This window comes from Sphingobacterium sp. UBA7855, assembly GCA_002500745.1.
In the GTDB taxonomy this organism is placed as follows: Bacteria; Bacteroidota; Bacteroidia; order Sphingobacteriales; family Sphingobacteriaceae; genus Sphingobacterium.
Window position 1 is genome coordinate 175,434 of record DLST01000006.1, and the last position, 17,898, is coordinate 193,331.

The following is a 17,898-nucleotide window of genomic DNA, read 5'->3' on the forward strand; positions in this document are numbered from 1 at the left end:
AGTGAGCCATCTAAATGGCTCACTTCTTATTCTTTATATATGTTAAAAAATATATTTTTTTATTGTTTTGTCCTTTCGGCAGGATGTATGTTATATGCATGTCACAAGGGCGAGTTGATTCAAGCGCAGGAGGAACTTGCACGCATTACTTTTAAAACCTATAGTTCTGTGTCGGCGGATATAAAACGAGTTACGGTAGATGGAAAAATCGCGAATGATAATAATGCTAATTTCATTTTTATACGAAATAAAGATATCGACTCTTCATTGGTTGTTGCGTATAATAGCAAGGATCAAGTTGTATTGGAGCAGCGTTTACCAATAAAATTAGGTTTAAATACCTTTGGAGTGCATAGTAAAAGTCCAATTGATCCTTCGCTCGTTGTAGGGGAGAATCCTTTGGGTGATAATATTGAGTCTATTCCGGGCAAGATGCAAGTAAAGATTTTAAATTATAACACAACGATTTCACCAAAAGGTGAACCCATTCGTCTTGCTGTTTATCAGGGTAAGCCTTTTTTTGATGAAAGTTGGGGGATGGATTTGGTTAAATATGACGAAACCCCGATCCTGATCACCGATTTGATATCTGATAAAATCCCTGAAAAATTTACCGTTATACCAGTGGATCCTCTTTATGTTGCAAAGGCTCAAGTATTGGATAAAGATTCAAAGCCAGTCCTTATAGATGGACAAAAAGTGTATTTGTTTTTTTACTTTAATGTAGATGTAGCAGTTGTGTATCTTCCTGAAAAAGAATCTGATGTCCCGTTAGATGTGGATGCTGTCTCAGAAATCGGAGGTATTGGCTATAGCCTAGATAATATTTGGTTAAAAAAATAAAAAGGATTGAATCCAATTAACGGTGATAATCTAAAAAAATACGCTTAATACAGTTGTCATGAAAGGTATCAGCGATTTAAAACATCGAAAACTAACGACAATTTCCCTTGAAATCCAAGGAGATGTAGAACATGTTATTGATTCGGAAGTGCTTTATAAATTACGTGCAGAATTTGCGAATCTTAATGAGTTGTATAGGCAATATAGGGAATTATTGAAAAAATTGGAAGGAGTAGTGCGGGACTATGAATCGAAGGAGCGGGTTATTCGGTCTGAAATTTTGTCTCGCCCTCTTCGTAAGTTAGCCAAAAACGGGCAGACTGGAACTGATCTCCGTGAGATCATTTCTTCGTTAAATTCTTGTGCACACTGACGAAACTATTCTTCAGTTTTGTTTTGTATGTTAACTTCAATAGGTATGGTATGGTAACTACTGCTCACATATTTGGAAGAAATAGTGCTTGTTTTTGCTCCTACCGAGACGGCACTATTTGCTTTGAGATCTTTATTATTGATTGTTGACAATGCTTCCTGTATGAGCGGATCTCTACTATTGCCTATTGGAACCAAAGGTAAAAAGGCAAACTCATCCGTCACTTTCTGCGGAGTAATTCCATTGCCATAATCTCCTTGCCCCGCATTATTGTAGATTTTATATATCATTGGGATCAAATGCCAAGAACGCTCGGTACCGTGAATTTCTTCAGGTGTAGAAATTGTTGCCGACGCCATATCTTTACCATATGTTTTGGTGCCAACCTGAATAATTTGTACATATGGATTTAATCCATTAATCAACATTTCGGATGCGGAAGCCGTATTCGGTCCGGTCAGGATATAAATTTTTTTTAGATGTAATCCTTGTTTCAGTACTTCGCTCGCTTTAAAGGAATAACCATCGGGCTGTCTCAGTAGGGTTGTTTCAAAGGTATCTTCAATAGTTTTTATATTTTTATTTCCCCGATATTTTGCAAAAATATAGTTCTCTTTAATATCTGCCATTAGCAAAGCACAAAATGCAGCAAAAGCAACCTGACCGCCTGGATTATAACGTAAATCGACGATCAATTCCTCTATTTGTTTTGATTTAAGGTTTTGTATTGCTTCTAATAGCGAATAGGCTCCACCGAAATCAAATTGGCTTATAAAAATGTAACCGACTTTGGAAGATGATGAAATGACTTTTGAAGTATAGACAACGGGCTGAGAGATATAAGAGGATGGAAGGTTGAATACTTTACCGTCACGTCGTTTTATTTGGATGGCCGGTAAATGCAATGATTTGTCTAATAGCGATTGGAAGTTTATCTGATCCATTAATGTCTTATTCATATGGGTTAGACTGTCGCCTCTTTGAAGCCCTGCCAAGTCTGCCTCACTATAGGGAACTACTTGGGTTACTAATTGAATAGGTCCAGACTGATTTTGTAACTGAACCATATCGAAGCCAAAAGTATTTGTTAGCGTATTTCCATACGAATCACTATTTAGGGTTTGTAAGATAGTGGAAAAATGATCTTCGGGGTATAGGATATTTTTGAAAAATAAATCTGGAGTTTGTTGGTAATCTTGGGTTGATCTAATTTTATCATTCCAGTAGTAGTAGCGTTTCATTTGGTCTAATGTCCACTGGTTGATGGTTTCATTTGATCCTGGTTCCTTCAGTGGTGGATCCTTTTCACAATAGGAAAAGATCAACGAAGAGAAAGCCAACACAAAAGCATGGAGTCTACGCATTTTTTAAATTTTGCTTTATTAAAAATACGTGTTATGTTGTTTGTTTGAAAGTTATCTTTTTGTTGCTCAAATGTTTATTTACTTTAAATAGGGAAGCGTTTTACGTTTACCTTACCAAAGAATAAGATTTCGATAAGAAAAGGAGTGATAAAAAAGGCATCACCGTGAAGTGATGCCTTTTAGCTATATATCGAAGAATATCGATTAATAAAGCGTAAATTCTACGCGGCGGTTTTGTTGACGTCCAGCAGCATTTTTATTGGATGCGATAGGTTGGTCAGGACCGTAGCCTGTAGCTTCAATGCGAGATGCATTAGCACCTTGGGATACAAGATATGCTTTCACCGATTCAGCGCGTTCTTTTGATAGGCGCATGTTCAATTCACGTGAACCTGTATTATCCGTGTGTCCAGCTAGTTTTAAACTGAAGTTTTTCTCGATTAACAGTTCTGCAACTTTATTTAAGGTAGCGTATGAAGTAGGACGTATTGTCGATTTACCCAAATCGAATTCCAAGTTCTTAATGGCATCAGCGACTACTTTTCGGTCAGCTTCTGTTACCACAACTTTTTCTACAACTCTAGTTTCGTTTTTCACCACAATTGGACATCCAGATCCATCTACCTGTACCCCTGAAGGAGTACCCGGGCATTTGTCATATCTGTTGGCAACACCGTCGCCATCATCATCTTTCAAGTCACTGTTCAAACCATCCAATTGATTTTGTAGCGCTTGGTTTTTAGCATTTAAAGCATCATTTTGTGCTTTAAGGTCATCATATTTCAAGGTGTAGTCGTTGACCAATGTCGCGACAGGATTTGAATTGTTTAAAGCAGGTTTGCTACCGCTACCCAATGCAAATTCTAAACCACCATGGATGTAAGTAAACAAGTCATTTTTATATTGACCACCTCGAATTCCGTCAAAGTTTTGGTTAACCCAGTTTAATTGATAACCTAGCTCAAAGTTGATACCTTTAGCTACAGCAAATTTAAATCCCATATCCAATGGTACATATATTTTAGAAATGCCGTCCGCTTCCTGCGAAGTTGATCCGGTTGTTAAAGTAGTTTTGCTATTCATCACACCCACACCGACCGATGCATAAGGCTTGATGAAGCTGTTGAAAAATCTCCAGTTGGTGTTGGCCGCTTGGAATTCTCCCGACAAGGCCGCAGACCAAGGTGTTTTAGCTTCAAAAGATTGTGTTCCATCTTTAAACGCTCCACCAGTTTTACCTCCAAAGTAGCTCGCCTTGATACCAAAAGAAGGAGAAATTTGCTTTTTAATGTAGGCACTATAGCCCAAATTCCACGCTAAATCCTCATAGTTTGCACGGTTAAAGCCAGCAATGTTAGTTTGATTTGTCACTCCGGCGCCAATACCGATGGACCATGTTCTATATTGTGAAGCTGGCCCAAATGGCGTTGTTCCTACAATGGATGATGCTTTCACATTTTGAGCATTTGCATTATTCGCGAATAAGCCCGCAGATGCAAGCGCGAGTACGAATTGTAATTTTAGTTTCATATAATTTGTGTTTGTATAAACCGCTGCAAAAATAATAATTGGAAAATTAAATTTGCTCGAGGTTTGTAGATGAAATATGACAATCAGATAAATAAAAAGGTGTNNACACCTTTTTATTTATCTGATATATTAGTTATTAATAAAGGGTGAACTCAACGCGTCGGTTTTGTTGACGACCAGCTGCATTTTTATTCGTTGCAATTGGTTGATCAGGACCATATCCAGTGGCCTCTATACGCGAAGCATTAGCACCTTGCGATACTAAATACGCCTTTACAGCTTCTGCACGTTCTTTAGACAAACGCATATTTAATTCGCGAGAGCCTGTATTATCTGTGTGACCGGCAAGCTTTAAGCTGAAATTCTTTTCGATTAATAAAGCGGCAACTCTATTCAATGTCGCATAAGAGCTGGAGCGAATAGTTGCTTTACCTAAATCAAACTCCAAGTTTTTGATCGCGTCAGCGACAACTTTCTTATCTGCTTCTGTAACGACAACTTTCTCTACGACTTTGGTTTCGTTTTTAACAACAATTGGACAACCCGATCCGTCCACTTGAACACCTGAAGGTGTGCCTGGGCACTTATCATATTTGTTAGCAACACCATCGCCATCGTCGTCTTTAAGATCATTGTTAAGACCATCCAATTGTCCTTGTAACGCTTGATTTTTAGCATTCAATGCATCATTTTGTGCCTTTAAGTCATCGTACTTAACCGTGTAGTCATTGACAAGGGTTGCGACAGGGTTAGAATTGTTTAAAGCAGGTTTGCTACCACTACCCAATGCAAATTCTAGGCCTGCATGAGCATAAGTGAATAAGTCATTTTTGTATTGTTGACCCACTGGGTTATCGGTACCCATTCTGTTGTCAAAACGTTGGTTCGCCCAATTCAATTGGTAACCAAGTTCAAAGTTGATACCTTTTGCTACGGCGAATTTAAAACCAAAATCTGCCGGTACATAAATCTTAGAATACGAGTCACCATATTCTCCTCTGTTCCCGTTAGCGATTCCAGCGGTCTCGGCGTTCATTACACCAACACCAATGGATGCGTACGGTTTAATAAAGCTGTTGAAAAATCTCCAGTTGGTATTTGCTGCTAAAAACTCGCCCGACAACGCTACAGACCAAGGTGTTTTAGTTTCAAATCCTGTCTGTTTATCGCTATTAACGTAGCCTGATGTTTTTCCACCAAAATAAGTAGCTTTTAATCCAAAGGATGGGGAGATCTGCTTCTTGATGTAAGCACTATAACCCAAATTCCAATCCAATTTATCGTAACCACCGTTGTTAAACTTGGCGATATTTTGCAAGCTCGTTACACCTGCTCCCACACCGATCGACCACGTTCTATATTGTGTTGCCGAGCCTAATGGTGTTGTGCCTTCAATTGATGCGTCTTTTGTGCTTTGCGCAAAGGATGCGGTGGATAAAATTCCTGCCACAACAAGTAATCCTGATTTTTTAAGGCTAATTTTCATAATGCGTGTTTGTAAAATTATCTACTATAATACTGTTGTTAAATTAACTCACTGAACACCCTTGCAATAAATTTGCCAAAAATTATTTGGTTACTCTACACGCCCAAAGAAGTTTGGCACTTCAATTTCAAAAGCCAGATGCTTAACAATATTTTCAGTAAAAATGTTTTGAAAAAAAGTTTTCCTACTTTTTGTAATCAAAATAACATCAATGTCTTCGTCCCTGATAATGGTATGAATACCGTTAGCGACATTCTCTCGAGAACCCGCAAAATAACTAGGCGATTTGACAATGTATGAAATGTCTTCAATGCCAGTTTCACTAATAATCTCTTCGATCCAGTTTTCTAGTTTTTTTCCTAATACTTTGATTTCCAGTTCATTTTTATTAATGTGAATCAGTTGAAGATGGAAGTCTTTGCCATATAACGGAATAGCTTGTTTGAGCACTTCAAGTTCGCCAGGTTTGAAATTTGTTAACAAACCAATGGTATCCTTTTTGAGCTTTATCGCATTTTTTGGAACAGCTAAAACAGGGATTTTGGACTCTTTAATAACATCATAAGTATTACTTCCGATCAAAACAGATTCGAGTCCTGTAACTCCTTTTGTACCCATAATGATCGTTTGGTATGTCTCTTTTATCTCTTGTTTTTCCAGTGTTTCGGCCAAAATACCGTTGTCAAATAAGGTAGAAATTTTAAGTGAAGGATATTCTTGTAGAAGTTCAGCTACAAGCTTCTCCATTTTTTGATGAGCTTCCATCTCCGTAGGGTCTACTAAATGCTTCGCATTTGCAAACTTATTGCTGTGTGATGTGAACGAATGAAAGAGTGTGATCTCATGATTTGACATGGTAGCCACTTGTGCTGCATAAAATGCCGCAACTCGTGCATTTTCGGAATAATCGACAGGTATTAATAGTTTAGACATGGCTATAAGGTATTATGCTTTTGTGAAAAATATGGGGACTAACGGATGGCTAAATAATGCTTTTGCGACTGAACGCGAAAAGACACGTTCAAAGAATGATTTTCTCGATCTTGTCACTAATAGCACTTTGATCTTTTCGTTATGGATCATCTCGTTAATGACTTCTGGAACTGTATCTAGATCCTCAATATCGCCTTGAATTGAATCAACTTCGATTGCAATATTGGTGACGCCGATATGTTTTTTGATCTTATATTTCCATACTTCAAGCTTATCCTCAATTCTATTTTCTGATGAGTGATCGTAGTGTACATGCATAAGTTTCAACTCAAAATCTTTACCGATAATATTGACAAAATCTTTTACTGTATGGATCTCTTCTTCTTTAAAATTGGACAGTAAGCCGACAGTATCTATCGGTGTATAATGTGCTTCGTTTGGAATGGCCAATACAGGTATTTTGGCTTTTTTGCTAATGACATACGTGGTGCTGCCAATAAGCTTACTGTCCTCATTGGTGATGCCCTTAGTGCCCATAACTAAAAAATCAAACTGATCAGGAGTAGCGAGTTCAGGTAGCGTTTCTGTAATCATTCCTCGCTCACATTGTGTAGATATTTCAAGTGTGGGATGTTGTAGCTTTATTGATTCTGCCAGACTTTTGATAAGGATATCCGCTTTAAATACGGGAGAATTTGCATCATTAGGGCTGTTTTCTTCCTCGAACACCGCAGAAGCAGAGGTGTAATTGTGATAAAGGTGGAGGGCATAACCCTTTTCCAGACATAGGTGCACCGCATAGTTAATAGCATTGATCGCATGAGCAGAAAAATCTACCGGTAGTAGAATGTTTTTTTTCATTAGAAGGAATTTAATCTACAAAATCTAATCTTATTTATCTCGCACTAGGGAATGTGCTTGAAAGTATATTCAATTCCCTATTTTAGTATCAAATGTAATAAAACAAATGTAATTGTGGATGACCTCAAGTCAAATAGTTTTTATCGTTTTACATGTGAAAGTGAAGAAGCTTTGCACAAATATGAATAACGAATAACACTTTTAGAATGTTATATTTAATATCAATTTGTGATTGCTGTCACCAATTAAATTGGTATGTCTTAACTCGCTGAATGTTAGCGTCTGAATTTTTTGTTTGAAAAGTCAAAGTCGCACTTTTCGTCGTTAAGAGAAAACGGTCGTTTCAAGGTCAATATATGGAATTCTACATTGCATAACCTATCAATTTTGAGTAAGTTTGCACATATTTTTAGATAATTAAATGACAAGTAGAGAAATTCGTCAGGCCTTTTTGGACTTTTTTAAAAGTAAAGGGCATCAAATAGTCCCTTCAGCACCGGTAGTTGTAAAAAATGACCCAACTTTAATGTTTACCAATGCGGGAATGAATCAATTCAAAGATTTATTTCTGGGTGAAGCACCCGTTAAATTTCCTCGCGTTGCCGATACTCAACGCTGTTTACGTGTTTCTGGAAAGCACAATGATTTGGAAGAAGTCGGCATTGACACCTATCACCATACGTTGTTTGAGATGTTAGGAAACTGGAGTTTCGGTGATTACTTTAAGAAAGAAGCGATCGCTTGGGCTTGGGAACTATTGACAGTTGTTTATAAGTTAGACAAAGACCGTCTGTATGTGACTATTTTTGAAGGAGATGCCAAAGAAGGCTTGGAGCGTGATATGGAAGCTTTCAATTTCTGGAAAGAATGGATTGGCGAAGATAGAATTCTTCTTGGGAACAAGAAAGATAATTTTTGGGAAATGGGGGAGACAGGACCTTGTGGGCCTTGTTCCGAAATCCATTTTGATATGCGCAGCACAGAAGAGCGCAAACAAACGTCCGGACAGAGTTTGGTGAATGCAGACCACCCTCAAGTCATTGAGATCTGGAATCTCGTATTCATGCAATTTAATCGATTGAAAGATGGCTCGCTTCAGTCGCTCCCCGCTAAACATGTCGATACGGGAATGGGCTTTGAGCGTTTGGTGCGATGCATACAGGGTAAGACCTCCAATTATGATACCGACGTATTTACCCCTACTATCGATTTTATTGCTGAAAAATCAGGTATAAAATATGGTATAGATGAAAAAGCAGATATTGCCATGCGCGTAGTTTCTGATCATATCCGTGCAGTAAGTTTTGCAATTGCCGATGGCCAACTGCCATCCAACAATAAAGCAGGCTATGTGATTCGCCGTATTTTACGCCGCGCAGTACGTTATGCGTATACATTTTTAGGCTTTAAAACTCCTTTTATTAACGAAATTGTTCCTGGATTGGCGGCTCAGTTCGCAGGTGTATTCGATGAATTGATTCAACAACAGGATTTTGTACAGAAAGTGATCTTAGAAGAGGAAGTTTCGTTCCTTAGAACTTTATCCACCGGCGTGCAGCGATTTGAAAATTATGTGGAGAATAATGTTGTCATTGAGGGGGATTTTGCTTTCGAACTCTATGATACGTACGGATTCCCGATCGACTTAACGGAATTGTTAGCACGTGAAAAAGGTCTAACTGTCGATATGGAAGGTTTCAACAGAGCACTTCAAATTCAGAAAGATCGTTCTCGCGCTGCCACTGCGATTGATACAGGTGATTGGATTGAAGTCAATGAAGATGAAGGATTTGAATTCGTAGGGTATGATACATTAACTGCCGTTACTGAGGTTGTTAAATACCGTAAAGTTGTAGCAAAAAATAAAGAGCAATACCAATTGGTGCTTTCAGTTAGCCCATTTTATGCTGAGGGTGGGGGACAAGTAGGTGATTCTGGGGAATTGATTTCGGAATCGACAGGTGAGAAGATCTATATCACAGATACGAAAAAGGAAAATGGGCTATTTGTTCACTTCACAAACAAATTACCACTTGAATTGAAAGGTACATTTGTAGCTCAGGTTGATAAAGCCAAAAGGACCGATACCGAAAACAATCACTCGGCTACCCATTTATTGCATGCAGCGTTAAAACAGGTATTGGGAAATCACGTGAACCAAAAGGGATCATTGGTCAACGCGGATACTTTACGTTTTGACATCTCTCATTTTGCGAAAATGACCGACGAGGAGATTAAGCAGGTAGAGGATATTGTCAATGCTAAGATTCGCGAAAATATACCGTTGAAGGAAGAACGAAATGTTCCGTACCAACAGGCTCTCAATTCGGGTGTTACAGCGCTATTTGGCGAAAAATATGGTGATTTTGTGCGTGTGATTACTTTTGAAGATGAATATTCCAAAGAGCTATGTGGGGGGACACATGTCAAAGCAACGGGTCAGATCGGATTTTTTAAAATTGTTTCCGAATCTGCTGTGGCTGCTGGTGTCCGCCGTATCGAAGCGATTACTGGAACGCGCTCAGCATCGGTTATCCGTGAGCATTTCGAATTGGTTCATCACCTGAAAGAGCTCATGAATAATCCAAAGGATTTTGTATCTGCACTCGGTAAAATCATCGATGAGAATGGTGCCTTAAAGAAAGAAGTCGAGAAGAGTATCACGGAAAAATCGTTAGCGTTGAAGTCTGATTTGGAAGCAAAGATCCAGCAGGTCGGACCAATTAATTTCTTGTCGACGATTGTTGATCTTCCAAATGCTGAGGCTGTGAAAACGTTGGCTTATGCGTTAAAAGGTACGGTTACGAACTTGTTTTTAGTTATAGGTGCTGAGTTTGATGGTAAGCCAAGCTTGACTGTTGTGTTATCCGATGAATTGGCTAAAGAAAAAGGATTAAATGCAAGTACAATTGTTCGAGAATTAGCTAAGGATATTCAAGGAGGGGGCGGTGGTCAGCCTTTCTTCGCGACAGCTGGAGGCAAAAATCCTGCTGGATTAAAGCTGGCAATTGCGCGAGCAATAGACTTCTTAAAATAAACTTAGGGACAGTGAAATAAGGCTATTAAGCATTGGTATTAACAAATAAAATTAAACGGATGAAAAAGGCAGTTTTTTTTGCGGTAGGAATAGTTGGTTTGATGATGAGTTGCCAGAATAAGGAGCAGTTTACCATTGCAGGAAATGTCGAAAATCCTGGCAATGTCAAAGTTATTTCGTTATATGAAGGGGATACAAAACTCGATTCTATGTTTTTTGGCGACAATAACAAATTTCAGTTTGTAAGACCTGCTAGCCAGTCCAGATTATTATCTTTGCGGGTAGGTAAAAATCGCTATGATTTGATCGCCTCCCCTGGGGAAACCATTACTTTTAATACGGATCTTCATAAGGATGTCAATGATTACCAGGTGGAAGGTTCTGAATTGTCAAAAACAATACAGCCCTTTGCCAAAGAACGGAATTATCGCGATTATGTGCAGGATTCCTTGCAAACGGTATTTGCAAAGCTAACTTCAAATTCGACAGCAGACGAGATTGAAAAGATTCGTGCAGAATATAAAGCCAAATTTGCAGAGGTCCTACGGACATATACGAAGAAAGCGGTCGATTTTTCGAATAGACACAATGATTTGGCTGGATTTTATGCTATCTCCACCTTAGATCCCGAAGTTGCCGAAAGTGAAATTATTGCTTATGCCGATAAAATAAAGGATGAATTTACGGAGAATAGGTACGTAACCCAATTTAAAGAGGAAACCCAAAAGCTAAAAAAAATGGCGATTGGGCAACCTGCTCCTGAACTGATATCCTTTACACCAACCAATAAAGAGGTGAAGTTGTCTAGTTTTAAAGGTAAATATACGTTGATTGACTTTTGGGCTTCGTGGTGTATGCCTTGTCGTCAAGAGAACCCTAATCTTGTTCGGTTGTATAAGGCCTATCATGGTAAAGGTTTTGACATATTATCTGTTTCATTTGACGACAATCCTGGTTCATGGATGCGCGCTATCGAAGATGATAAGTTGGCGTGGACACATGTATCTGATTTGAAAGCTTGGAGCTCGCCGGTTGTTATCGATTACCGGGTTAAAGCCTTACCTACTTCCTATATCTTAGATCCGAACGGTATTATTATAGCGAAAAACCTACGCGGAGAGGAGCTGGAGACGTTTTTGAAGAAAACAATTAAGTAATCCTTGTGTTATTGTTAAATAGCATATTACTTAATAATTTGGTAACATAGGGTTAACTGATTGTTATCATTTTGTTTATAATTTAGCAAAAAAAATAAGACAAATGAGTTCTTCGAAACAAAAGATTTTAATTGTTGATGACGAAAAGGATATCTTGGATTTAATTGCATTCAACTTAAATCGTGAAGGTTATCAGGTCTCTACAGCGCAAAATGGGGAAGAGGCGATCAACGTTGCCAAACAGGTAAATCCTGACCTGATCATTTTGGATGTGATGATGCCCAAAATGGATGGTATTGAAGCTTGTCGCATCATGCGCGCGATGCCTGAATTTAAAAGCACATTCATGGTGTTTTTAACGGCTAGAAGCGAAGAGTATTCGGAGATTGCTGGATTTCACGTTGGTGCAGACGATTATATTGCTAAGCCAATTAAGCCCCGTGCTTTAATGAGTCGCATCAATGCTATCTTAAGGAGAAATGCCACTGAAGAATCGGATGCCTCTGTTCAGGATAAAATTGAAATTTCCGACTTGGTTATTGATAGGGATTCATTCTTGGTCTACAAAGGTGAACAAAAGATTGTTCTCGCGAAGAAAGAGTTTGAGTTATTATATCTATTGGCATCAAAGCCAAATAAGGTGTTTACACGTGAGCAGATCTTAAAGAGTATCTGGGAAGATTCTGTTGTAGTAACCAATCGCACGATTGACGTCCATATCCGCAAGTTGCGCGAAAAGATAGGAGACGATTATGTAACCACAGTAAAAGGTGTGGGATACAAATTTGATAAAGAATAAAGAAAGAGGCTCAGGCCTCTTTCTTATTTTTCCAATCCTTGGCAAAGACATCCTACGTCAGGCATCGAACTCTTTCGCCAGATCATTTGATATCACGGTTACAAATCTTTACTTTTGACCTAAAGCAAAGTAAAAAATCAACATGTCATCTATTCTTATAAAATCTGCACAACTTGTTAATGAAGGTAAAGTTGAGGTTGCTGACGTATATATCAGCAATGGTCGAATTGAAATGATTGCTCAGGAAATAAACCATCCTGCTGATCAGGAAATCAATGCGGAGGGACTACATTTATTACCTGGACTCATTGATGATCAAGTTCATTTCAGGGAACCCGGATTAACATATAAAGCGGATATATGGCATGAAAGCCGCGCAGCGGTGGCCGGAGGTACCACCTCCTTTATGGAAATGCCTAATACGGTTCCAAACACATTAACGCAGCAATTACTTCAAGATAAGTATGATATTGCAGCGAAAAATGCGCTGGCAAATTATTCTTTCTTTATGGGAGCGGCCAATGATAATCTTGAGGAGGTACTCAAAACGAATCCGAAGGATGTGTGTGGCATAAAGGTTTTTATGGGATCCTCTACTGGAAATATGTTGGTGGATAATGAAAGAGCATTGGAAGGGATCTTTGCGAATGCTCCAACTTTAGTAGCTACGCATTGTGAAGATGAGGCGACGATAAAGGCCAATCTGGCTTTATTTAAAGAAAAATATGGCGAGGATGGACTGAAAATTGAGATGCATCCCCTTATTCGTTCTGAAGAGGCCTGTTACTTATCCTCCTCAAAAGCTGTCGAACTGGCAAAAAAATACCATACGCGTTTGCATATCCTTCATATATCAACTGCCAAGGAAATTGCATTATTTACGAATGATATTCCATTAAAAGATAAAAAAATAACCGCTGAAGCGTGTATTCATCACCTGTGGTTTTCGGACCAGGATTACGCCTCAAAAGGTAATTTTATCAAATGGAATCCAGCGGTTAAAACAGCGAATGATCGCGACCAGATTTTAAAAGCTGTATTGGGTGGTTATATTGATGTGATCGCGACAGATCATGCTCCGCATACCCTAGCGGAAAAATCTCAGCCCTACGCTTCCGCGCCAAGTGGAGGTCCCCTTGTGCAGCACGCATTGCAAGCTTTGCTCGATCTGGTCAAAGCCGGAAAAATGACCCTGGAACAATTGGTGCAAAAGTCTGCACATAATACGGCTACATTGTTCGAAATTGAAGATAGAGGTTACATTCGTGAGGGATATTGGGCAGACCTAGTATTGGTCGACCTCAACAAGCCGTATACCGTATCGAAAGCTAATATCCTGTCAAAATGCGGGTGGTCGCCTTTTGAAGGACATACGTTTAGCTCAACAATCGAACATACTTTCGTGTCGGGTAAACTTGCTTTCTCGAGTGGACAACTGATTGAAAAAGGAGCTGGAGAACGTCTGTTGTTCAACCGATAGTATTTAACATAATGAAGAAAAGAGCCTTTATAAAGTCGATCGCTTTAGGTGGATTGTCAATTCCTATGTTAGGAATGACACAGTCAGGGAAAGATCAACATGAATTGTTCGGTCAAGCTGCTTTACTTGCTACGAAACTAAAATTGGGCGATACCATAGGGTTAATAACTCCGGCTGGTGTGTTGGATGATGAGGAGTCAATTCGCATTACAGGTGAAGTATTTACAACGCTAGGCTTTAAAATCAAAGAGGGGAAGCATATACGCAGTCGATACGGTAATTTGGCGGGTACAGATCAGGAGCGTATAGCAGATATACACGATATGTTTTCAGATAAGCATGTCAATGCGATTGTCTGCATCCGGGGAGGTTCGGGGACATCCCGTCTTTTGGATAGATTAGATTATAAGCTGATCGCCAATAATCCCAAAATTCTATTGGGATATTCGGACATTACAGCCTTACTTTTGGCATTGCATGCCAAAACGGGGCTGGTGACATTTCACGGTGCGGTTGGTATCAGCACCTGGACAAATAAGCTGGCAGAAGCTTTCAATGCGCAGTTTGTAGCCAACAAGCCGTCGATATTTGCGAATCCCAAATCGAAAGGTGATAACATTGTACAGACCAAAGACCGAATTACGACTATTCATCCTGGTACAGTAGAGGGAATATTGCTGGGAGGAAATATGACCGTACTGACCGGCTTGTGTGGTTCATCCTATCTGCCAAGCTTTAAAGACGCCATTCTTTTTATCGAAGAGGTCGACGAAGATATGGAACGTGTCGATCGCATGTTTTGCCAGTTGAAAAATGCTGGTATACTGGGCGTAATCAAAGGATTTATTTTTGGAAAGTGTACCGATTGTAAACCATCTGGGGGATATGGATCCGTAACACTTGACCAATTATTCAACGACTATATCAAACCATTAAAAATACCGGCTTATACAGGAGCTGTCATTGGGCATATTGCGGAGCAATTTATTTTGCCAGTAGGAGCAAAAGTTCGTTTAGATGCTGCGCAAGGAACGATTGCCTTAATGGAGCCCGCACTAAAAGACTAAAATGAAATTAGTAAAAGAAGATTTCATCAAAGCCTTTTCTTTTTATAGAGAAAAGGCTTTGATGCATAGAAGATTTAAGCATGCCGATATTTTACCGCTAGTAGAAAATATCGGGAGATCTGAACGTTTTGCTATTGCGGAAATTGGGGCTTCTACCGAAGGTCGTTCGATTTTTAGATTGCAGTACGGAAAAGGACCAATTAAGATACTGCTATGGTCTCAAATGCACGGTGATGAACCTACAGCAACCATGGCAATGTTTGATCTGTTTAATTTTTTTAAGGGCAAAGATGATGGTTTTAATGCTTATAGGCATCACATAGAATCCAAAGTGACTTTGTATTTTATTCCTATGCTAAATCCTGACGGCGCTGAACGCTTTCAACGGCGCACTGCAATGGATGTAGATATGAACAGAGATGCCAGAGCAACAGCAACAGTGGAAGCCGCCTTATTAAAAAAGCAAGCCATGTTGGTAAAGCCTGATTTTGCCTTTAATCTTCACAACCAAAACAATTATTATAACATTCCCGGAACAAACACACCGGTGACCATTTCCCTATTGGCACCCGCCTATGATGATGCGCGTAATATCAATGAAACCCGGGGAGACGCCATGCGGGTGATTGTCGGTATAAATAAGATTCTTCAGGAATTTATACCCAATGCGGTAGCAAAGTATGACGATGAGCATACTCCGCGGGGATTTGGCGATAATTTTCAACAATGGGGGGCAAGGACGATCTTGATTGAGTCAGGAGCTTATGCGGGTGATACTGAAAAAATGGAAGTCAGAAAATGTAATTTTATAGCATTGCTCAAAGCATTTGAGGAAATTGCCGACCAATCTTTTGCACAATATGCGATTGCCGATTACGAATATATACCCTTCAATGATGAAAAACTTCACGATGTAGTGTTGCGGAATCTGACGATTGAGCGGCAAGGAAACCAAGTCGTTGTAGACGTTGCCATTCGACAGCAGGAAAAGACAGTAGGGACTGACTATTATGTGGAAGGAGCAATAGTAGACATTGGCGATTTGAAAGATTTTTATGGTTATGTGGATATTGATGTTTCTGGATTTAAATTCATTCCTGCCAAGAAATATGATAAGTCGCTTCGTTGGGACCAATTGAATGTCCGTTTTATTCAAAATCTTTTGAGTGCGGGTATTGCTGCCGTCCATGTGGTAGACTGTGGCGCTGCGGGTCAACTGCACCAGCTTCCAATGAACATTGTGTCCAGCGAGCGTTTCCTGCTTGAAAGTTCGCTTAAACTCGATTCTTCAGCTAATTTTTTTATTGGGACGGATGAAAAAATGCGTTATGCCGTTATTAACGGCTATCTTTTGGACCTTGCTGTTAGTCACCATGAACTACATCATAAAAATAGACTGTACTAATTGCTTGGTGGTGTGTTAAACAAAAAAGGTCATTTTTAATGACCTTCTTGTTTAGGAAATTAGTATCCTGGATTTTGTTCATCCTGTAAAGCCGGATTGGCGTTTATTTCAGATTGAGGAATGGGTAATAGCGTTTTGTCAAACGTTCGATCAATTTCCCTTGGACGTGTTTTGATCGTTAAGCCCTGGAAATCATCATTGAAAGTGATCTTTTTATTTAGACGGATCATATCCCAATAACGATGCCCTTCGCCAAACAGTTCTTTACTCTTTTCGTTTAGGATCGCCTCCTCACTGATCGATACAGCCGTATATGCGGCGCGATTAGGAGAACGTTTGCTAATGGCATTTAACAATGTCGCCGCTTTTGTCGGATCTGATGCTGGTTTTTTTAACGCTGCTTCAGCTGCAATAAGATAAACCTCCGACAGCCTGATGACCTTGATATTGACTGCTGTGTTATTGGTGTTTCCTTTATCGCCTAGCGAATTTAGTGGGAGCGACGTATTGGTATTGACACTGCCTAAATTTTTATAAACTGCTCCCATACGGGTAGCTGAACTTTCATCGCGACCTAAAATGGCCCAACGGATATCACCGGTATCCTCTTTTAATCGGTTAAGGTAATAATCACTGGCGTAGAACATGCCGCCCTGACCTCCGGTTCTCCGCATGAGATAATAGCCTAAACTCGCTGTGCCAAGGTCTGCTTCACCTTCGTTGATGCCGAGTTCATAGATCGATTCGCTGCCATACATAGTTGTCCAAGAGCTCGCCCATTTTTCATTCTCATACAATTTATAGACATTGTCCGCAATAATCTCGTTCGCTTTCTGATAAGCATTTTCATAGTCTGCCATGGTCAGATATACGCGACTTTGGATAGCTAGGTTTGCATAGTAGTTGATGTAGCCGTTATCGGGCTTTTTGTTCGTGCTGAGTAGCTCTTGGCCTGTCTTCAGATCTTTTAGAATTTGTGTATACACCTCATCTACTGTAGCACGCCCCGGTTTATTGTTATAAGAAGATGAATTGACGACGATTGGCACCCCGCTGGCTGTTTTCTCCTGCGTGTAGGATTTACCGTATAACCTGACGAGGTCAAAATAGAATAAGGCGCGTAACGTCAGTAATTGTCCTTGTGCATTGGCATATTGCGCTTTGGATGCTGCATCGACTTTTTCGATTTTCTCTAAAACATCATTTGTCTGGGCGATACAATAATAAATTTGGGACCAGAAGCCAGAGAAGTTGTTGGTTTCAGCATCTTGATTAAAGGAGTATAACTGATCTAACCCTCGTCCTTGCGAGTAAACCGTTAGATCTCCTCCTTTAACCTCGCCATACAGTTCAAAATTTCGGCCGTAATAACTCGATGAGGCGATAAGGCGACTTAGACCATTGATTCGGTTTCTGGCATCGCTTGCACTTTTTAAGCCTGTGTTGGCATCGATTGAATTCCCAGGTTCGACATCTAAGAAATCTTTGCAACTACTGAATGACGTCAATAGAGCAGCTGCTATAATGGATATTTTAATTATTTTCATGATGTAAAAATTAAGT

At 39.5% G+C, this 17,898-nt stretch carries 14 protein-coding genes; 8 read left to right on the top strand and 6 right to left on the bottom strand.

Annotated elements, in window-relative coordinates:
• The first annotated feature begins 39 nt into the window (after positions 1-39).
• Both B2107_RS04580 and B2107_RS04585 read left to right on the top strand, forming a co-directional pair.
• Positions 40-843: a hypothetical protein gene (locus B2107_RS04580; RefSeq protein ID WP_293953560.1), complete on the top strand. Its 804-nt coding sequence runs from the start codon at positions 40-42 to the stop codon at positions 841-843.
• A 58-nt stretch (positions 844-901) separates the two neighbouring features.
• Complete coding sequence (locus B2107_RS04585) at positions 902-1,216, top strand: hypothetical protein (RefSeq protein ID WP_120336544.1); 315 nt, start codon at positions 902-904, stop codon at positions 1,214-1,216.
• A 5-nt stretch (positions 1,217-1,221) separates the two neighbouring features.
• On the opposite strand, the gene B2107_RS04590 is transcribed toward B2107_RS04585, so the two are convergent.
• The 5 genes from B2107_RS04590 to B2107_RS04610 all read right to left on the bottom strand — a co-directional run bounded on the left by B2107_RS04590 (position 1,222) and on the right by B2107_RS04610 (position 7,390).
• On the bottom strand, positions 1,222-2,580 hold the full coding sequence (locus B2107_RS04590) for a S41 family peptidase (protein ID WP_293953562.1): 1,359 nt from the start codon (positions 2,578-2,580) through the stop codon (positions 1,222-1,224).
• Between the two features lie 204 nt (positions 2,581-2,784).
• Positions 2,785-4,110 carry an OmpA family protein gene (locus B2107_RS04595; RefSeq protein ID WP_293953564.1) on the bottom strand — a complete coding sequence of 442 codons (1,326 nt, stop codon included), beginning with the start codon at positions 4,108-4,110 and terminating at the stop codon, positions 2,785-2,787.
• Between the two features lie 136 nt (positions 4,111-4,246).
• Positions 4,247-5,596, bottom strand: coding sequence for an OmpA family protein (locus B2107_RS04600; protein WP_293953566.1), 1,350 nt, complete (start codon positions 5,594-5,596; stop codon positions 4,247-4,249).
• A 90-nt stretch (positions 5,597-5,686) separates the two neighbouring features.
• The gene (locus tag B2107_RS04605; RefSeq protein ID WP_293953568.1) at positions 5,687-6,529 is read right to left on the bottom strand and encodes a universal stress protein; all 843 of its coding nucleotides are present in this window, start codon (positions 6,527-6,529) and stop codon (positions 5,687-5,689) included.
• A 12-nt stretch (positions 6,530-6,541) separates the two neighbouring features.
• The gene (locus B2107_RS04610; protein ID WP_293953570.1) at positions 6,542-7,390 is read right to left on the bottom strand and encodes a universal stress protein; all 849 of its coding nucleotides are present in this window, start codon (positions 7,388-7,390) and stop codon (positions 6,542-6,544) included.
• A gap of 421 nt (positions 7,391-7,811) precedes the next feature.
• Here B2107_RS04610 and alaS point away from each other — a divergent pair, with 421 nt between their 5' ends.
• The 6 genes from alaS to B2107_RS04640 all read left to right on the top strand — a co-directional run bounded on the left by alaS (position 7,812) and on the right by B2107_RS04640 (position 16,335).
• Positions 7,812-10,427, top strand: a complete 2,616-nt coding sequence (alaS, locus tag B2107_RS04615) for an alanine--tRNA ligase (RefSeq protein ID WP_293953572.1) — start codon at positions 7,812-7,814, stop codon at positions 10,425-10,427.
• A 59-nt stretch (positions 10,428-10,486) separates the two neighbouring features.
• On the top strand, positions 10,487-11,584 hold the full coding sequence (locus tag B2107_RS04620) for a TlpA family protein disulfide reductase (protein WP_293953574.1): 1,098 nt from the start codon (positions 10,487-10,489) through the stop codon (positions 11,582-11,584).
• Between the two features lie 103 nt (positions 11,585-11,687).
• Positions 11,688-12,383 carry a response regulator transcription factor gene (locus tag B2107_RS04625; RefSeq protein ID WP_209579101.1) on the top strand — a complete coding sequence of 232 codons (696 nt, stop codon included), beginning with the start codon at positions 11,688-11,690 and terminating at the stop codon, positions 12,381-12,383.
• A 142-nt stretch (positions 12,384-12,525) separates the two neighbouring features.
• On the top strand, positions 12,526-13,863 hold the full coding sequence (locus tag B2107_RS04630) for a dihydroorotase (protein ID WP_293953576.1): 1,338 nt from the start codon (positions 12,526-12,528) through the stop codon (positions 13,861-13,863).
• An 11-nt stretch (positions 13,864-13,874) separates the two neighbouring features.
• A complete protein-coding gene (locus B2107_RS04635; protein ID WP_293953578.1) occupies positions 13,875-14,930 on the top strand; it encodes a S66 peptidase family protein in 1,056 nt (351 codons plus the stop codon).
• A gap of 1 nt (position 14,931) precedes the next feature.
• Positions 14,932-16,335: a M14 family zinc carboxypeptidase gene (locus tag B2107_RS04640; protein WP_293953580.1), complete on the top strand. Its 1,404-nt coding sequence runs from the start codon at positions 14,932-14,934 to the stop codon at positions 16,333-16,335.
• Between the two features lie 59 nt (positions 16,336-16,394).
• On the opposite strand, the gene B2107_RS04645 is transcribed toward B2107_RS04640, so the two are convergent.
• Positions 16,395-17,882, bottom strand: coding sequence for a RagB/SusD family nutrient uptake outer membrane protein (locus B2107_RS04645; protein WP_293953582.1), 1,488 nt, complete (start codon positions 17,880-17,882; stop codon positions 16,395-16,397).
• Positions 17,883-17,898: the final 16 nt, after the last annotated feature.

What these genes read in the sequence shown, in the direction of transcription:
- B2107_RS04585 (WP_120336544.1), top strand. Translation starts at nt 902, where the DNA reads ATGAAAGGTATCAGCGATTTAAAACATCGAAAACTAACGACAATTTCC.
- B2107_RS04600 (WP_293953566.1), bottom strand. Translation starts at nt 5,596, where the DNA reads ATGAAAATTAGCCTTAAAAAATCAGGATTACTTGTTGTGGCAGGAATT.
- alaS (WP_293953572.1), top strand. Translation starts at nt 7,812, where the DNA reads ATGACAAGTAGAGAAATTCGTCAGGCCTTTTTGGACTTTTTTAAAAGT.
- B2107_RS04625 (WP_209579101.1), top strand. Translation starts at nt 11,688, where the DNA reads ATGAGTTCTTCGAAACAAAAGATTTTAATTGTTGATGACGAAAAGGAT.
- B2107_RS04635 (WP_293953578.1), top strand. Translation starts at nt 13,875, where the DNA reads ATGAAGAAAAGAGCCTTTATAAAGTCGATCGCTTTAGGTGGATTGTCA.
- B2107_RS04640 (WP_293953580.1), top strand. Translation starts at nt 14,932, where the DNA reads ATGAAATTAGTAAAAGAAGATTTCATCAAAGCCTTTTCTTTTTATAGA.
- B2107_RS04645 (WP_293953582.1), bottom strand. Translation starts at nt 17,882, where the DNA reads ATGAAAATAATTAAAATATCCATTATAGCAGCTGCTCTATTGACGTCA.
- B2107_RS04590 (WP_293953562.1), bottom strand. Translation starts at nt 2,580, where the DNA reads ATGCGTAGACTCCATGCTTTTGTGTTGGCTTTCTCTTCGTTGATCTTT.
- B2107_RS04605 (WP_293953568.1), bottom strand. Translation starts at nt 6,529, where the DNA reads ATGTCTAAACTATTAATACCTGTCGATTATTCCGAAAATGCACGAGTT.
- B2107_RS04630 (WP_293953576.1), top strand. Translation starts at nt 12,526, where the DNA reads ATGTCATCTATTCTTATAAAATCTGCACAACTTGTTAATGAAGGTAAA.
- B2107_RS04620 (WP_293953574.1), top strand. Translation starts at nt 10,487, where the DNA reads ATGAAAAAGGCAGTTTTTTTTGCGGTAGGAATAGTTGGTTTGATGATG.
- B2107_RS04610 (WP_293953570.1), bottom strand. Translation starts at nt 7,390, where the DNA reads ATGAAAAAAAACATTCTACTACCGGTAGATTTTTCTGCTCATGCGATC.
- B2107_RS04595 (WP_293953564.1), bottom strand. Translation starts at nt 4,110, where the DNA reads ATGAAACTAAAATTACAATTCGTACTCGCGCTTGCATCTGCGGGCTTA.
- B2107_RS04580 (WP_293953560.1), top strand. Translation starts at nt 40, where the DNA reads ATGTTAAAAAATATATTTTTTTATTGTTTTGTCCTTTCGGCAGGATGT.